Genomic DNA, 14,909 nt, shown 5'->3' on the forward strand with positions numbered 1-14,909 from the left:
TCACAGAGGCCAGTTCTCGATCCGCTGGCTGCGCTTCGCCATCAACGCGACAATAGGGGCCATCTGCATGACCATGCGCCCCGAAAAGGCCGGGCGGCCGGTTTCGGCCAGCGCCTTGAGGTTGGACCCGATGAAGGTTTGCGCGCCCAGCATCTGCTTCTCCAGCTTGCCGCCTGCCGGGGCGTTCTCGATCGTCAGTTCGAACCGCGTGCCATTGCCTTCGGGGGTAAGGCGATAGGTCACGGTGGCCGGGCCTTCGTCGATATTGGTCATCGTGAAGGTGTGGGAATAAAGGTGCGGCGGGTCGAAGGACAGAACCTCTCCGGCGACCATGGCGATCTTTCCGTTGGGATGCACCATGCGCATCCGGGCCCCGGGGCGCAGTCCGTCCTTCGTGTCGCAGATGGCGCCGAAGAAGAAGGGCAGGGGTTTGCCGGTGGCCACGAGGATCGACCAGACGGTCTCAACCGGGGCGTTGATGAAGGTTGCGTTGCGGTGCACGGCGGGCAGGGCCGTCATGGGCAGGGTCTCCGATATCGTCATGTCTTGTCCTTTCGGGTCAGGTGAGCGGCTTCCGCCATGTCTTTGAGGGTCAGGGTCTGCTCGGCCCAATTGGCACCGTAGGCGTCGATCCAGCGGCGCTGGATGGCGTGGATCGGCGCGGCGTTGAGATACAGTTTGCGCGACCGCCCGTCTTTTTCGCTCAGGATCAGGCCCGCATCCGTCAGAAGCGACAGATGGTTGATGACCGTGATCCGGCTGGTGTCGAACTGCGACGCCAGTTGGCCGACGGTGATCCCGGGCTGATCCCGCACGATATCAAGCATTTTCCGTCTGCTGGCATGGGCCAGGGCGGAGAAAAGCGTATCGGCTTCGGTATCTTCATTATATGTAGTCATGTAGTTACATAACTACATAAGTGGGCGAAGGTCAACCCACGTTGTGGGCATGGTGGAACAGGGGGCGGGGTGACGGCGTTTTTCGGGCAGAGGGCCGGGGGCACACCCGGTCAAACCGATACGCATGAAGGAGGACATGATCATGGCTGATCGTCACAGATCACAGGATGGCCACCGCGAGACCGAGGAGATTCTCGGTGACAAGCCCGAAAATCTCGAAGCTCCGGACCAGCAGGGCGCCAAGGGTGGCAACATCCAGCGCAAGGTCGGCTCGCGGGACGACCGCAAGCGGCTGGATGAGACCTCGGCCGGGGCGACGCGGGTGCTGGCTCAGGATCAGGACAGCTCTGGCGACAAGGAGAAGGTGTGATGACACAGGTTCCAAACGACGCATGGGTGCTGGTTGCCGACGGCGAAAAGGCCCTGTTCCTGCGCAATATCACCGACGAGGCGGATCCCAACCTCGAAGTCGTGCGCAAGGAAGAGCAGGACAATCCGAAGGACATCGACCAGTCCGCCAACCGCCCCGGACGGATGCACGACACCGGGCCGGGCCAGAAATCTGCGGTGGATGACACCGACTGGCACGAGCTGGCGAAGGAACGGTTTGCCGATGATCTGGCGGATCTTCTTTACGCGCAGGCGCACAAGGGCAAATTCGACAAGATCGTCCTGATCGCCCCGCCCAAGACACTCGGAGAGCTGCGGCAGAAGTTGCACAAGGAAGTGGCTGACAAGGTCATCGGAGAGGTGCCGAAGACCCTGACCAACCACCCGATTGACGAGATCGAGGCGATGCTGCGCAAGGACGCCGCCTGACACCTCGGCCTTGCAAGATGACGCCTGAACAGCCCCCAGCGACCCGCCGGGGGCTGTTTCACGGTCTGCGCCCGATTATTCGGCCAGTTCTGCGGCTGCCGGGGCGCATCGATCGTGCTAGGCCGGGGGCAACGAAAGGAGCCGCCATGACCCGAGATGATCTGAAGACCCTCTACAACGGCTATATCGCCTGCCTGAATGAGCAGGACTGGAACCGCCTGCATCGCTTCGTGGCCGGGGATGTCACCTATAACGGCGATGGCATCGGGCTGGACGGCTACCGGGCCATGCTGGTCGGGGATTTCAAGGCGATCCCGGACCTGCGCTTTACCATCGCGCAGCTGGCCTGCGACCCGCCGCTGGTCGCCGCCCGGCTGGACTTTGAGTGCACCCCGGTCGGGCAGCTGTTTGGCCTGCCGGTCAACGGGCGGCGCGTGCGGTTCGCGGAAAACGTCTTCTACCAGATCATGGATGGCCGGATCAGCCGCGTCTGGTCCGTCATCGACAAGACCGCCGTGGCCGATCAGATCGCGTCGCCGCTGTGATCGCGGTCAGGCCAGGCGCGTCCGCAGCGTCGTCATCACCGCGTCGGGCGTGTCGGCCACAGTGATGAAGTCCTTCAGCGACGGCGCGGCGAAACCTTGGTCGATCACGTGATCGACCAGCGCCACCAGCGGATCCCAGAAGCCGCCGGTATTGACCAGGACGATCGGCTTGTCGTGCAGGCCCAGCTGCGCCCAGGTCAGGATCTCGAAGAACTCGTCCAGCGTGCCTGCGCCGCCGGGCAGAACGACCACCGCGTCAGAGTTCATGAACATGACCTTCTTCCGCTCGTGCATGTTCTCGGTCACGATGAACCGGGTCAGGTCGCGCTTGCCGACCTCGAGGTCCAGAAGGTGGGTCGGGATGACGCCGAAGGTCTCACCGCCCGCTTCCTGCGCGGCGCGCGCCACAAGGCCCATCAGCCCGACATCCCCCGCACCGTAGACCAACCGCCAGCTTTCGCCCGCCAGCGCGGTGCCCAGGGTGGTCGCGGCCTGCGCATAGGCCGGGTCGGCACCGGGGCGGGATCCGCAATAGACGCAGACGGAACGGGTCGATGTGGGGTGGGTCATGGAAGTTGCCTTTCCGAACAACCGCTTCGCGGGTTTTGGTTTTGACCGGGATTTATCCGGTTGATATACCTGCTTAACCCCGGAGGCCAGAGAACCCCGGTGGAAAACAGCAGGGGACGATAGGGTGGCGGCACAGGGTAATGGATCCAGCGGCGGGCTGGTCATCGGCGGGGCAGTGACGGTCGTGGTGATCGCGGTCGGGCTGTGGGTCGGCGGGGTCTTCGATCCGCTGGCCGAGGTCGAGGAAATCGCCGAGGTCACGGCCTCGGACACCGTGGCTGCCAATTCAGACAGTGCGCCCAATGCCGATAATGCCAAGCCTTCGCAAAAGGTTGCGGGGGATCAGACCACGGCGGAGCCGCCGGTGGACGAGACCGCAGCGCAGGCCCCCGATCAGGCCGAGGACGCCGTCGCGCAACCGACCCCCAGCTTTGATCTTGTGCGGATGGAGCCTGACGGTTCGGCCCTGATCGCCGGTGTCGCGGCACCCGGCGAAACGGTTGAACTGCTGATCGACGGCGTGGTCGTCGGAAGCGAGGTCGCCGGATCGGACGGCAAGTTCGCCGCCTTCCTCGACATCCCGCCAAGCGCCGAGTCGCGCGTGGTGACGCTGCGCATGGGCGGCGTCAGCTCGACCGATGACGTGATTTTGGGCCCGACGCCCGGTTTCGATCCGCAGGCCGTGGCGCAGGCCGACACGGGCGACGCGCCGACGGTTCTTCTGTCGGACGAGGAGGGCGTGAAGGTCCTGCAGGCCCCGGTGCCCGAGGGCGACGAGGTCGCGCTGCAGACGCTCAGCTATGGCGCGACGGGCGCGGTTGAGCTGACGGGACGCGGTCAGCCGGGCGGGCAGGTGCGGGTGTATCTGGACGACACCGCCGTGGCCTTGGTGGAGGTCGGCGACGACGGCACCTGGACGGCACGGATCGACGCGGCAGGTTCCGGGGAACAGACCCTGCGGCTGGACGAACTGGCCGCCGACGGCTCGGTCCGGTCACGGCTTGAGACGGTATTCGAACGCGAAGGCGTGCCAAGTGCGGTGGCTGATGGCGCTGTGGACGGGCAGGGCGAGGCAGTGGCCTCGTCGGCGTCTTCGGTGGCGGATGCGACCACATCGGCGCCTGACGTTGCGGGTGGGGCGGAGGCCGTGACGACCGAGACCGCCGCCGCCACTGGGACAGAGACGACGGATCAGACGACACCCGCGCCCGAGCAGGTCGCAACTTCCGACGCAACCGGCTCGGTTGGGGCTGGATCGCCTACGGAAGGCACCGGAAGCGCCGTCGCGGCACTGTCCGAAATGTCCGAGGAAGTCGTGGCTGACGCAGCGACCGTTTCCAACGCCACCGACGCGACAGTGGCAATGGCTTCGGACACGTCAACGACGTCCGAGGCCTCGACAACCCCTCTCCAAGTTACCTCCATCGACAGCGACACTGCGCCGGACAGCGCAGAGGAGCAGCCCGACGTGATGGCCTCGGCCGACACTGCAGTGGATGCAGGGGCCAGTACGGACACCGGGGACATGCAGGCCAGTGACGCCGCGACCGGCAACGCTACGGCCGCCGGGGAAACGCAGACTGCGGACGCAACGATCGGCAACGACAGTCAGGCCGACACCCAGATGGTGAGCAACACGGACACCACGCCGGACGCTTCCGCTCAGGCCGAGGTCGCGCAGGCGACCCCGGACACCGCAGCAACCCCCGTGCCGAGTGCTACGGTAGATGCCGATCCCGGTCCCGTGGCGTCTGGCACAGAGAGCTCACCCGCGACCGATGCCGCCGACACGTCCCAAGCCGCCGGGACGCAGGTCGCGGCGACGGACCCGACGGCAGCCGCCGACGACGCTCAGACGGACACCTCGGACAACCAGCAAGCCGCCGCGTCTTCCGCATCACCCGATGCAACGCCCGGCTCGGACCCGGCACCCGATGCCACGTCCGATGCGACCGCGACGCCCGAGCAAATCGCCGGAACCGCCGTCCCGGCCGCTCCGACGGAGACCGAGGCTCCCGCCGCCGCCGCAACCACGGCGGGGACCCAGGCTCCCTCCGCCACAACAGCCCCGACGCCGGAACCCACGGTCACGGGCGCGCCCACCCCGGCACAGACCGAGTCCAGCAGCGCTGCGGCCCCGTCGGCGGTCGCCACCGCCCAGCCGACCGTGGCCCAATCGACCACGCCGACCACCGCGCAAACCGCCGCCGCCCCGGCCGAAACGACCGCACCCGTCACGGCCTCGACCTACGCCGGGGTGACGCAGATCACCGTGGAGAAGGGATCGACGCTCTGGGCCATCGCGCGCGAGAAATACGGCGAAGGGCTGATGTATGTCCGGGTCTTCGATGCCAACCGGGGCCTGATCCGCGATCCGGACCTGATCTATCCCGGCCAGGTCTTCAACCTGCCGGACTGACCCGCGCCTGACGCCAGAACCGGCGTTCCGCTAACCGCAGAGCCCCAGTTCGGCCCGGCACATGGCGCTGACCGTGCGGTCGCCCGCGCAGCAGTCGTTCAGAAGGTAATGGATCAGCCCGCCCAGCTGTTGCCGCCGCGCTGAATAGATCACCCGCCGACCGTCCCGGCGGGCCGAGATCAGCCCGGCCTGCTCCAGCGTTGACAGGTGAAACGACAGCCGCGAGGCCGCGCAGTCGACTGCGGCCCCGATCTCTCCGGCGGGCAGGCCATCCTGACCGCAGGGGACCAGCAGCCGCAGGATCTGCAGCCGCGTCTCATGGGCCAGCGCGGAAAGGGCGTCGAGGGCTTGTGCCTGATCCATAGTTCAACTACTCATGAAGCGTTGAACTATTGATACGCCAGCCGGACCCATCCGGCAAGCCGCTTGAAGGATACGCCCATGCGAGGCCGGGGCCGGACGACACTCACCACCACCGACATGCCCGAGAACGGCGGTCAGATCATCCGCCGGGCGCTGCCGTACCTCTGGCCCTCAGACAACCGCGCTGTGCGGGTCCGGGTCGTCATGGCGCTTGGCGTGCTGATCCTGGCCAAGCTGATCGCGGTCGGCACGCCGTTCTTCTACAAGGCGGCGGTGGATTCCCTGGCCGGCGACGGCGACACGGCCGCCTGGATGCTGGCGCTTGGCGCGATTTCCCTGACCGTGGTCTATGGCATGGCGCGGCTGATGACCGTGGGCTTCAACCAGCTGCGCGACGTGATCTTCGCGCCCGTGGGCCAGCGCGCCCTGCGGCAGGTGGCCTTCGAGACCTTTCAACACATGCACCGCCTGTCGATGCGCTATCACATCACGCGCCGCACCGGCGGGCTGAGCCGGATCATCGAACGCGGGGTCAAGGGCGTCGATTTCCTGCTGCGCTTCCTGCTGTTTTCGATCGGACCGCTCATTCTGGAACTGCTGATGGTGGTGATCGTGCTCTGGATCGCCTTCGATTTCTGGTACCTTGCGGTCGTCGTCGCGGTGGTCAGCGCCTATGTGCTTTTTACCTTCCGGGTGACCGAATGGCGCGTGAAGCTCCGCAAGGAGATGAACGACCAGGACACCGACGCCAACCAGAAGGCGATCGACAGCCTGCTCAACTTCGAGACGGTCAAGTATTTCGGCGCCGAGGCGCGCGAGGCCGCCCGCTATGACCGCGCGATGGAGAAATACGAGGGCGCCGCTCTCAAGACCGCCTATTCGCTGGCTTTCCTGAACTTCGGTCAAAGCTTCCTGATCACCGGCGGGCTGGTGGCGGTCATGGTAATGGCGGCCTATGGCGTGCAGGACGGGTCGCTCAGCGTTGGCGATTTCGTCATGGTCAACGCCTACATGATCCAGATCACCATGCCGCTGAACTTCCTCGGATCGGTCTATCGCGACATCCGGCAGGCGCTGGTCGACATGGGCGAAATGTTCGATCTTCTCGAACAACCGGCCGAAATCAGTGACAAGCCCGGTGCGCGCCAGATCTCCGTGACCGGCGGCCGCATCGACCTGGACGACGTGGTCTTCGGCTATGATGCAGAACGTCCGATCTTGCAGGGCGTGTCCGTCACGGTCGAGCCCGGGCAGAAGGTCGCCATCGTCGGCCCCTCCGGCTCGGGCAAGTCGACCATCGGGCGGCTACTGTTCCGCTTCTACGACGTTGGCGGTGGCGCGATCCGGATCGACGGGCAGGACCTGCGCGACGTCACGCAGGACAGCCTTCACGCGCAGATCGGCGTGGTCCCGCAGGATACGGTGCTGTTCAACGACACCATCCGCTATAACATCGCCTATGGCCGCGACGGCGCCACGCAGCAGCAGATCGAGGACGCCGCCCGCGCCGCCCAGATCCACGATTTCATCGTGTCGCTGCCCGATGGCTATGACACGACCGTGGGCGAACGTGGGCTGAAGCTGTCAGGCGGCGAAAAGCAGCGCGTCGGCATCGCGCGCACGCTGCTCAAGAACCCGCCGATCCTGCTGCTGGACGAGGCGACCTCGGCGCTCGACACCGAAACCGAACGCGGCATCCAGTCGGCGCTTGATCGCGCGGGCGAAGGGCGCACGGTCCTGGTCATCGCGCACCGCCTGTCGACCATCGCCGATGCGGACCGGATCATCGTGCTTGAGGCCGGCAGAATCGTCGAATCCGGCACCCACGCGGAGCTTCTGGCCAAGGCCGGACGCTACGCGGGTCTCTGGGCCCGTCAGGAGGCCGAGGCGGCGTGAGGTCTGCGCGTTGAGACGCGCCGGAGCCCTTCGGTCCCGCCCTGACATGACGTCAGGCAGGGGCCGACTTGCGGGATGTACAGCACCAGACCTCTTGCAATAAAAGCGATTCTCGGATTGCAATTGCCGCCAGCCGCACCTTTATGACAGCGGGGCGAAACCGTTTGCGTCCCGCGTCGCTTGTGATATGAGCGGCGCAGTTCGGCTGGATCGCCTCTCGTGGTCCGGCCACTCGCATAGTGCGGGTTAACCGCCCTGGCACAGGGCATCATAGCACGACCCCGACCACGTTGATTGGGGCTAGGGCAGAACCGGGCCGCGAGCCCAAGAGATATGAGGGGAAATCCCATGAGCGATGTCGCAGAGCGCGTGAAGAAGATCGTCGTTGAGCATCTGGGTGTGGAAGAGGACAAAGTGACCGAGAACGCATCGTTCATCGATGACCTGGGCGCAGACAGCCTCGACACCGTCGAGCTGGTCATGGCTTTCGAAGAAGAATTCGGCATCGAGATCCCCGATGACGCCGCCGAGAACATCCAGACGTTCGGCGACGCCGTGAAATTCATCAAGGATGCCGCCTGATCCATCAGGCACCCTTGGGTGATTTTGAAACCCCTCGTGCGGCGCACGGGGGGTTTTATTTTGCGCAGGCGCACGGGGGGTTTTGTTTTGCGCAGACGGCGGCGGGTCTTGTCATCCGGGCGGCCCCGGTCTTCTCTGAGCGGCAGAACAGGAGAGACCCATGGCAAAATCCCTCGACGAACTGCGCGCGCTTTATGGCAACGACAAGGGCACGGCCTTCCACGACCCGCGCCTGAAGGCCGTCGCGGATGCCCAGTTCGGCGAAGGCGGCCGCCGCGCCTGGCCCTTCGCGGGCGTGTCGACCTTGCTCGACGCGCCCTATCGCCCCGACATCATGGCGCAGATCGAGGCGGGCGATGCGGTGACGGACATCGACATCGCGCTGGTCGGCGTGCCGATGGACCTGGGCGTGACCAACCGCGCGGGCGCCCGCCGCGGCCCCAAGGCGGTTCGCGAGATCGAACGCATCGGCCCCTGGAACCGCGTCACGGACGTCGCGCCCCTGCAGGTCCGGCGGTTTGCCGACCTGGGCGATGTTGCGATGCGGTCGCGCTATGACCTGACCTCCTGCCACGAGGATATCGAGGCCTTCTATGACAAGCTTGTCGCGGCAGGTCTGCTGCCGCTGACGGTCGGCGGCGACCATTCGATCTCCCGGCCCATCATCGCCGCGCTGGCCAGGAAACACGGGCCCGTCGGCATGGTGCATATCGATGCCCATGCCGACACCTCGGGCGTCTACGAGGGCGCCAAGTTCCACCACGGCGGCCCGTTCCGCCAGGCGGTGCTTGACGGCGCGCTGGACCCGACGCGCACGATCCAGATCGGTATCCGGGGCGGCGGGGATTACCTGTGGGAGTTCTCGTACCAAAGCGGCATGACGGTGATCCACGCCGAGGAGGTGCGCGAGATGGGGCTGCCTGCGGTCATCGCCAAGGCGCTTGAGGTCATCGGCGCCGGGCCGACCTATGTCAGCTTCGATATCGACAGCCTCGATCCCGGCTTCGCCCCGGGCACCGGCACGCCCGAGGTGGGCGGGTTGGCGCCGCGCGAGGTCATGGCGATCCTGCGCGGTCTCAAGGGGCTGAACATGGTGGGCGGCGACGTGGTCGAGGTCGCGCCGTCCTATGATCCGACGTCCAACACCGCTCAGGCCGGCGCGCAGATGCTGTTCGAACTGGCCTGTCTTGCCGCGACGGCACGGGGGTAGGGGCTCTGTCCCCGCCGCCGGATGGCGGCAATCGGATACTGAAGGGGGCGCTGCCCCCGCCGCCTGACGGCGGCAAATGGATGCTGAGGGGGCTCTGCCCCCGCCGTCGGATGGCGGCAAATGGATACTGAGGGGGCTCTGCCCCCGCCCTGCGGGCGCCCCCGGAGTACTTGGGGCAAGATGACGGGGCGGGCTTTCTTTTTGCCAGAAATATCCTCGGGGGTCGGGGGGCAGACAGCCCCCCGTCTTCGCGCAAAGATTGCGCAGACTTGTGCCATGGGCGGACCGCGCCCCCTTGCCCCGTGCCGGGCGCGCGGGGTAAGAGCATCTGACGAAAAATGTGAAGGGGCGGATATATGCGTCGTGTCGTTGTCACCGGGCTTGGTCTTGTCACTCCGCTGGCCTGCGGGGTCGAGGAAAGCTGGAGCCGTATTCTGGACGGAAAATCCGGCGCGGGTCCGATCACCCGCTTCAATCCCGAGCGTGTGACCACGAAATACGCCTGCGAAGTGCCTTATGGCGACGGCACCGACGGTACCTTCAACCCCGACGACTGGATGGAGCCGAAAGAGCGCCGCAAGGTCGACGACTTCATCCTTTACGGGATCGCCGCCGCCGAACAGGCCGTGCGCGATGCGGACTGGATGCCCGAGGATGACGAGGGCCAGCTGCGCACCGGCGTCATGATCGGGTCCGGCATCGGCGGGCTGCAGTCCATCGAACAGACCACGCTGATGATGGCCGAAAAGGGCCCCCGGCGGGTGTCGCCCTTCTTCATTCCCGGCGCGCTGATCAACCTGATCTCGGGCCAGGTGTCGATCCGCTATGGCTTCAAGGGCCCGAACCACGCGGTGGTCACCGCCTGTTCGACCGGCGCGCATGCCATCGGTGATGCGGCGCGGCTGATCCAGTGGGGCGATGCGGATGTCATGGTCGCCGGCGGGGCCGAGGCCGCGATCTGCGAGATCGGTATCGCGGGCTTCAATGCCTGCAAGGCGCTCTCGACCAAGTACGGCGACGACCCGACCAAGGCCTCGCGCCCCTATGATGCGGACCGGGACGGGTTCGTCATGGGCGAAGGTGCCGGTGTCGTGGTGCTTGAGGAATACGAACACGCCAAGGCGCGCGGTGCGAAGATTTACGGTGAGTACCTGGGCTACGGCCTTTCGGGCGATGCCTATCACATCACCGCACCGTCCGAGGACGGCGACGGCGGCTATCGGTCGATGCAGGCGGCACTGAATCGCGCGGGGCTGACGCCCGAAGATATCGACTACATCAACGCGCATGGCACCTCGACCATGGCCGACACGATCGAATTGGGCGCGGTGGAGCGTCTGATGGGCGATGCGGCCGACAAGGCCACCATGTCCTCGACCAAGTCCGCCACCGGGCACCTGCTGGGCGCGGCCGGTGCGATCGAGGCGATCTTCTCGATCCTCGCGATCCGCGACCAGGTCGCCCCGCCGACCATCAACCTCGACAATCCCGCGATCGAGCCGAAGCTGAGCCTTGCGCCCAACACCGCCGAAAAGCGCGAGATCAACGTGGCGCTGTCGAATTCGTTCGGGTTCGGCGGCACCAATGCCTCGATCATCTTTGGCAAGGTGCGCGATTAAATGTGGAAGGCCGTCGCCTCTAACGCGCTGACGCTGCTGATCGTCGTCATCTTCCTGGCGGGGGGCGTGGTGATCTGGGGCAAGAACCAGTACACCGCCGACGGCCCCCTGGCCGAGGCGATCTGCGTCCGCGTGCCGTCGGGTGGCCGCCTGTCCGCCGTGTCGAAAGACCTCGAGGACAAGGGCGCCGTCACCAGCGGCACCATCCTGCGCCTGGGGGCGGATTACACCAAGAAGACCAACCAGCTGAAGGCCGGATCCTTCCTGGTGCCGCCGCATGCCTCGATGGAAGAGATCGTGGATATCGTCACCCGGGGCGGCGCCAACACCTGCGGCAGCCAGATCATCTATCGCATCGGCGTGACCTCGGCCGTGGCCGAGGTGCGCGAATTCGATGCCGCCGCGGGCCGGTACGAGGAACGGGCGGAATTCGAACTGGCCTCGGATGCCGAGAAGCCCGCCGAATTCACCGCCATGCGGGACCGGGGCGACACCGTCTATCGCGTCGTGGTGGCCGAGGGCGTGACCTCCTGGCAGGTGGTCGATGCGCTGGCGCGTGTCGACGTGCTGGACGGCGAGGTCGGGCCGGTGCCGGACGAGGGGTCGTTGGCCCCCGACAGCTACGAGGTGCGCGTGGGCGCCGATCGGAGAGAGCTTGTCGACCGGATGCAGCGCGCCCAGGCCGAGATCCTGGCGGAAGCCTGGGCCAACCGCACGGATGATCTGCCCTATGACACGCCGGAAGAGGCGCTGATCATGGCCTCGATCATCGAAAAGGAAACCGGCGTGGCCGAGGAACGGCGGCAGGTGGCCTCGGTCTTCGTGAACCGCCTGAACACCGGAATGCGCCTGCAGACGGACCCGACGGTGATCTACGGCATCACAGGCGGCGAAGGCGTGCTGGGCCGTGGCCTGCGCCGCAGCGAACTGGACCGCGCGACGCCCTATAACACCTACCAGATCGACGGCCTGCCGCCGACCCCGATCGCCAACCCCGGCCGCGCCTCGATCGAGGCCGCGATGGACCCGGCCGAGACGGACTATGTGTTCTTCGTGGCGGACGGATCGGGCGGCCACGCCTTCGCCGAGACGCTGGACGAACACAACGCCAACGTCGCCAGGTGGCGCCAGATCGAGGCGGAGCGGGCGGGGAACTGAGCGGTCCGCGGGGGGGAGCGGTACTGTCGCCCCAGCCGAAGCGCCCAGGCGATCCGATCAGGCTTCAGGCCGATCACTCGACATGAAAAACGGGGCCTCGCAGTGCCCCGTTTTCTTTTTCACTGCCGTGTGAACGTCAGGCCGCGGGCTTGCGCCTGCGGCGGGCAACAAAGCCCAAGCCGGCCAGGCCACCGACCAGAAGCGGCAGGGCGGCGGGGACGGGAACGGCGGGCATGCTGGCGGTGACGGATTTCACCATGAAGCCCTTGTCGTCTTCGGCGTTGTCATTGTTGCAGGGCGAACAGCTCAGCCCGACAAGATAGAAGATCGATCCGACAATATTGTAAGACGCCAGATCCAGGGTGAAATAATCGCCACCGGTAGATTGCGGCTGGATCAGGAAATTGCCGTTCGGGGTGTCCGTGGAAATGATCTTGGACTTGTCCTGGTTGTACAGAGCGAGGCTTTCGGTTTCCGCCCCGAATTCATAGGCGACAAAGTTCGTCAGTTTGACTTCGGTCGAGAATGTGAACTTGAGCGTATCGCGACGGCCAACGCGGAAGTCTTCTTCCCGTTCCTCACCGTCTTTCGCCTCAATACCAATGCCGGTTTCATTCTGCGTGATTTTGCGATTGCTGCGGTTGGGCAGGGTCTCGGTGGTGCTTTCGCCGATATTGCCATTGTTGGTCGTCAGGCCTTTGACCTCGAGGCCGATCCCACCACTGGTGCCGAAACTTTCCGTATTGGACAGCGTTGTCAGGGACGATCCGCTTGCCCCTGCGAGGTCGAAAGTGACCGACACGGCATGAGCAGGCGCGGCGGCGAAAAGGGCGGCCATTGCGGCGGCCCCGGTAACAAGTCTTGGATCGAACATGCTGTTTCCTCGAAACCAATGAATAAAATATATACCGTTTCGTATCCGAAAGTTCGAACCAGGTCAAACTCGCATTCACGAAACAGGCGCGGAATTAATGCAATGCACCTTATTCAAGCGTCGCGTTGCCGTTTGCAACACCCACCGTACGCATCCCTGCACCGCCAATTTGACCGACCGCACGCATTAACGTATAAGTAACCCTACGCTGGACAGGCACGTCCGCAAGGCCCCGGGGCAATCGCCCTCGCGGGCCTTTTTTCGTGCCTAAACCACGGACGGGCCAATCAAAAACAACAACAAGGGCACCAAGAATGACTCTCATCAAGGCAGAGCACCAGACCACCGACCTTTCCGGTCACATCGCGGAAATCGTTGAAGAGTTAAAACGGCTCAAGGACGATCTGCGCGCCATGCAGGGGTACGTCCAAAGCGACGAACCCGCCGCCACGCGCGAAGCATTGCGCTGTGCCGGGGACGTCCGGAATTTCCTGAAACTGGCATATGACGTGGAGGCACGGGTTCATGAAGAACAACGCAAACACCTTGGAATCGCAGGCGACAGCGGATTTGACCTTGGCGTCGCCCGGGCTGAGATCGGGTGCAAGCTGGATAGCCTCCGTCGATGCTGCGGCGCAGGACCTGTTTCTGGATGAACTGACGGAGGGAGAGCTCATGGCTCTCCCTTTCCTTTTCGAATTCTGGGCGATGGACCATCAATTGCCGCCCGAGGGCGATTGGCGGTCCTGGGTGATCCTGGGCGGGCGTGGTGCGGGCAAGACGCGCGCCGGGGCCGAATGGGTGCGCGCCCAGGTCGAAGGGGACCGGCCGCTTGATGCCGGGCGCGCCTCGCGCGTGGCGCTGGTCGGCGAGACGATCGACCAGGTGCGCGAGGTGATGATCTTTGGCGACAGCGGGATCCTCGCCTGTTCGCCCCCCGATCGCCGCCCCCAGTGGGAGGCCGGGCGCAAACGTCTGACCTGGCCCAATGGCGCGCAGGCCCATGCCTTTTCCGCCCATGACCCCGAAGGCCTGCGCGGGCCGCAGTTCGACGCCGCCTGGGTGGATGAACTGGCCAAGTGGAAACGCGCGCAGGACACCTGGGACATGCTGCAGTTTGCCCTGCGCCTTGGCGATGCGCCGCGCGTCTGCGTGACCACCACGCCGCGCCCCGTGGCGATCCTGCGCGACCTGATGGCGCTGCCCTCGACCGTCATCACCCATGCCCCGACCGAAGCGAACCGCGCCAACCTGGCCGCGTCCTTCCTGGCCGAAGTGCGGGCGCGCTATGCGGGCACCGCGCTTGGGCGGCAGGAATTGGACGGGGTGATGCTGGACGCGACCGAGGGCGCGCTCTGGACGCATGCCATGGTCGAATCCGCGCGGGTCAGCGACGCACCGATGCTGGACCGGATCGTCGTGGCGGTGGACCCGCCGGTGACGGGCCATGCCGGGTCCGACGAATGCGGGATCGTGGTGGCGGGCGTGGTGCAGGCGGGCGCGCGCGGCGACTGGCGGGCCTATGTGCTGGAAGACGCCTCTGTCACCGCCGCCAGCCCGGCGAAATGGGCCGAGGCGGCGGTCGAGGCCTATCACCGCCACCGCGCCGACCGCATCGTGGCCGAGGTCAACCAGGGCGGTGACCTGGTCGAGGCCGTGATCCGCCAGATCGACGCCCAGGTGCCGCTGCGCAAGGTGCGCGCGTCCAAGGGGAAAGAGGCCCGGGCCGAACCTGTCGCCGCGCTTTACGAACAGGGCCGGGTGCATCACCTGCGCGGGTTTGGCACGCTGGAGGATCAGCTTTGTGCCATGACATCAAGGGGATGGGAGGGCAGGGGATCGCCCGACCGGCTCGATGCGCTGGTCTGGGCCTTGACCGACCTGATGATCGACGCCGCCCCGTTGCGTGGAAACCCCCGGGTGCGAACGGTCTAGGAAGGCTCCGTTTACCAATT

Annotated in this window: 16 protein-coding genes; 11 read left to right on the top strand and 5 right to left on the bottom strand. The window is 65.6% G+C overall.

Annotated elements, in window-relative coordinates; genetic code table 11:
* On the bottom strand, positions 1-543 hold the full coding sequence (locus E4S58_RS15905; protein WP_136637431.1) for an SRPBCC domain-containing protein: 543 nt from the start codon (positions 541-543) through the stop codon (positions 1-3).
* The gene (locus E4S58_RS15910; RefSeq protein WP_136637432.1) at positions 540-899 is read right to left on the bottom strand and encodes an ArsR/SmtB family transcription factor; all 360 of its coding nucleotides are present in this window, start codon (positions 897-899) and stop codon (positions 540-542) included. The genes E4S58_RS15905 and E4S58_RS15910 overlap by 4 nt, the downstream gene beginning before the upstream one ends.
* A 142-nt stretch (positions 900-1,041) precedes the next feature.
* Between E4S58_RS15910 and E4S58_RS15915 the strand changes: the two genes are divergently transcribed.
* From E4S58_RS15915 to E4S58_RS15925, 3 genes are all read left to right on the top strand, one after another.
* The gene (locus E4S58_RS15915) at positions 1,042-1,269 is read left to right on the top strand and encodes a hypothetical protein (protein ID WP_136637433.1); all 228 of its coding nucleotides are present in this window, start codon (positions 1,042-1,044) and stop codon (positions 1,267-1,269) included.
* Positions 1,269-1,718, top strand: a complete 450-nt coding sequence (locus E4S58_RS15920; protein ID WP_136637434.1) for a host attachment family protein — start codon at positions 1,269-1,271, stop codon at positions 1,716-1,718. Before E4S58_RS15915 ends, E4S58_RS15920 begins: the two co-directional genes overlap by 1 nt.
* Before the next feature lie 146 nt (positions 1,719-1,864).
* On the top strand, positions 1,865-2,263 hold the full coding sequence (locus tag E4S58_RS15925) for an ester cyclase (protein WP_136637435.1): 399 nt from the start codon (positions 1,865-1,867) through the stop codon (positions 2,261-2,263).
* A 6-nt stretch (positions 2,264-2,269) separates the two neighbouring features.
* On the opposite strand, the gene E4S58_RS15930 is transcribed toward E4S58_RS15925, so the two are convergent.
* A complete protein-coding gene (locus tag E4S58_RS15930; protein ID WP_136637436.1) occupies positions 2,270-2,833 on the bottom strand; it encodes an LOG family protein in 564 nt (187 codons plus the stop codon).
* A 124-nt stretch (positions 2,834-2,957) separates the two neighbouring features.
* On the opposite strand from E4S58_RS15930, the gene E4S58_RS15935 reads away from it, so the two are divergent.
* Entirely contained in the window at positions 2,958-5,252 is a 2,295-nt protein-coding gene (locus E4S58_RS15935; protein ID WP_136637437.1) for a LysM peptidoglycan-binding domain-containing protein, read from the top strand.
* 30 nt (positions 5,253-5,282) lie between these two features.
* Here the strand turns inward: E4S58_RS15935 and E4S58_RS15940 are convergent, their stop codons facing one another.
* Entirely contained in the window at positions 5,283-5,615 is a 333-nt protein-coding gene (locus tag E4S58_RS15940) for an ArsR/SmtB family transcription factor (protein ID WP_136637438.1), read from the bottom strand.
* A 78-nt stretch (positions 5,616-5,693) separates the two neighbouring features.
* Here E4S58_RS15940 and E4S58_RS15945 point away from each other — a divergent pair, with 78 nt between their 5' ends.
* The 5 genes from E4S58_RS15945 (at position 5,694) to mltG (ending at position 12,080) form a co-directional block, all read left to right on the top strand.
* Positions 5,694-7,511 (top strand): ABCB family ABC transporter ATP-binding protein/permease, encoded by a 1,818-nt coding sequence (locus E4S58_RS15945; RefSeq protein WP_136637439.1) that lies wholly within the window; start codon positions 5,694-5,696, stop codon positions 7,509-7,511.
* Positions 7,512-7,859: 348 nt separating this feature from the next.
* Entirely contained in the window at positions 7,860-8,093 is a 234-nt protein-coding gene (locus E4S58_RS15950) for an acyl carrier protein (protein WP_009805175.1), read from the top strand.
* 160 nt (positions 8,094-8,253) lie between these two features.
* Positions 8,254-9,303 carry an agmatinase gene (speB, locus tag E4S58_RS15955; protein WP_136637440.1) on the top strand — a complete coding sequence of 350 codons (1,050 nt, stop codon included), beginning with the start codon at positions 8,254-8,256 and terminating at the stop codon, positions 9,301-9,303.
* Between the two features lie 356 nt (positions 9,304-9,659).
* Positions 9,660-10,922 (top strand): beta-ketoacyl-ACP synthase II, encoded by a 1,263-nt coding sequence (fabF, locus tag E4S58_RS15960; RefSeq protein ID WP_136637441.1) that lies wholly within the window; start codon positions 9,660-9,662, stop codon positions 10,920-10,922.
* On the top strand, positions 10,923-12,080 hold the full coding sequence (mltG, locus tag E4S58_RS15965; RefSeq protein ID WP_136637442.1) for an endolytic transglycosylase MltG: 1,158 nt from the start codon (positions 10,923-10,925) through the stop codon (positions 12,078-12,080). It abuts the gene before it with no gap.
* Between the two features lie 136 nt (positions 12,081-12,216).
* Here mltG and E4S58_RS15970 read toward each other — a convergent pair whose 3' ends face one another.
* Positions 12,217-12,954: a VPLPA-CTERM sorting domain-containing protein gene (locus E4S58_RS15970; protein WP_136637443.1), complete on the bottom strand. Its 738-nt coding sequence runs from the start codon at positions 12,952-12,954 to the stop codon at positions 12,217-12,219.
* 314 nt (positions 12,955-13,268) lie between these two features.
* On the opposite strand from E4S58_RS15970, the gene E4S58_RS18055 reads away from it, so the two are divergent.
* Together E4S58_RS18055 and E4S58_RS15980 are read left to right on the top strand one after the other, a co-directional pair.
* The gene (locus E4S58_RS18055; RefSeq protein WP_136637444.1) at positions 13,269-13,610 is read left to right on the top strand and encodes a hypothetical protein; all 342 of its coding nucleotides are present in this window, start codon (positions 13,269-13,271) and stop codon (positions 13,608-13,610) included.
* A 19-nt stretch (positions 13,611-13,629) separates the two neighbouring features.
* Entirely contained in the window at positions 13,630-14,889 is a 1,260-nt protein-coding gene (locus E4S58_RS15980; protein WP_240789575.1) for a DNA-packaging protein, read from the top strand.
* The last annotated feature ends 20 nt before the right edge of the window (positions 14,890-14,909 follow it).

Source organism: Pseudooceanicola onchidii (assembly GCF_004959925.1).
Lineage (GTDB): Bacteria > Pseudomonadota > Alphaproteobacteria > Rhodobacterales > Rhodobacteraceae > Pseudooceanicola > Pseudooceanicola onchidii.

Bases quoted from the DNA above. Each gene is read 5' to 3' on its own strand.
- E4S58_RS15945 (WP_136637439.1), top strand. From the start codon at position 5,694: ATGCGAGGCCGGGGCCGGACGACACTCACCACCACCGACATGCCCGAG.
- E4S58_RS15930 (WP_136637436.1), bottom strand. From the start codon at position 2,833: ATGACCCACCCCACATCGACCCGTTCCGTCTGCGTCTATTGCGGATCC.
- E4S58_RS15915 (WP_136637433.1), top strand. From the start codon at position 1,042: ATGGCTGATCGTCACAGATCACAGGATGGCCACCGCGAGACCGAGGAG.
- speB (WP_136637440.1), top strand. From the start codon at position 8,254: ATGGCAAAATCCCTCGACGAACTGCGCGCGCTTTATGGCAACGACAAG.
- E4S58_RS15925 (WP_136637435.1), top strand. From the start codon at position 1,865: ATGACCCGAGATGATCTGAAGACCCTCTACAACGGCTATATCGCCTGC.
- E4S58_RS15905 (WP_136637431.1), bottom strand. From the start codon at position 543: ATGACGATATCGGAGACCCTGCCCATGACGGCCCTGCCCGCCGTGCAC.
- fabF (WP_136637441.1), top strand. From the start codon at position 9,660: ATGCGTCGTGTCGTTGTCACCGGGCTTGGTCTTGTCACTCCGCTGGCC.
- E4S58_RS15920 (WP_136637434.1), top strand. From the start codon at position 1,269: ATGACACAGGTTCCAAACGACGCATGGGTGCTGGTTGCCGACGGCGAA.
- E4S58_RS15910 (WP_136637432.1), bottom strand. From the start codon at position 899: ATGACTACATATAATGAAGATACCGAAGCCGATACGCTTTTCTCCGCC.
- mltG (WP_136637442.1), top strand. From the start codon at position 10,923: ATGTGGAAGGCCGTCGCCTCTAACGCGCTGACGCTGCTGATCGTCGTC.
- E4S58_RS15970 (WP_136637443.1), bottom strand. From the start codon at position 12,954: ATGTTCGATCCAAGACTTGTTACCGGGGCCGCCGCAATGGCCGCCCTT.
- E4S58_RS18055 (WP_136637444.1), top strand. From the start codon at position 13,269: ATGACTCTCATCAAGGCAGAGCACCAGACCACCGACCTTTCCGGTCAC.
- E4S58_RS15980 (WP_240789575.1), top strand. From the start codon at position 13,630: ATGGCTCTCCCTTTCCTTTTCGAATTCTGGGCGATGGACCATCAATTG.
- E4S58_RS15950 (WP_009805175.1), top strand. From the start codon at position 7,860: ATGAGCGATGTCGCAGAGCGCGTGAAGAAGATCGTCGTTGAGCATCTG.
- E4S58_RS15940 (WP_136637438.1), bottom strand. From the start codon at position 5,615: ATGGATCAGGCACAAGCCCTCGACGCCCTTTCCGCGCTGGCCCATGAG.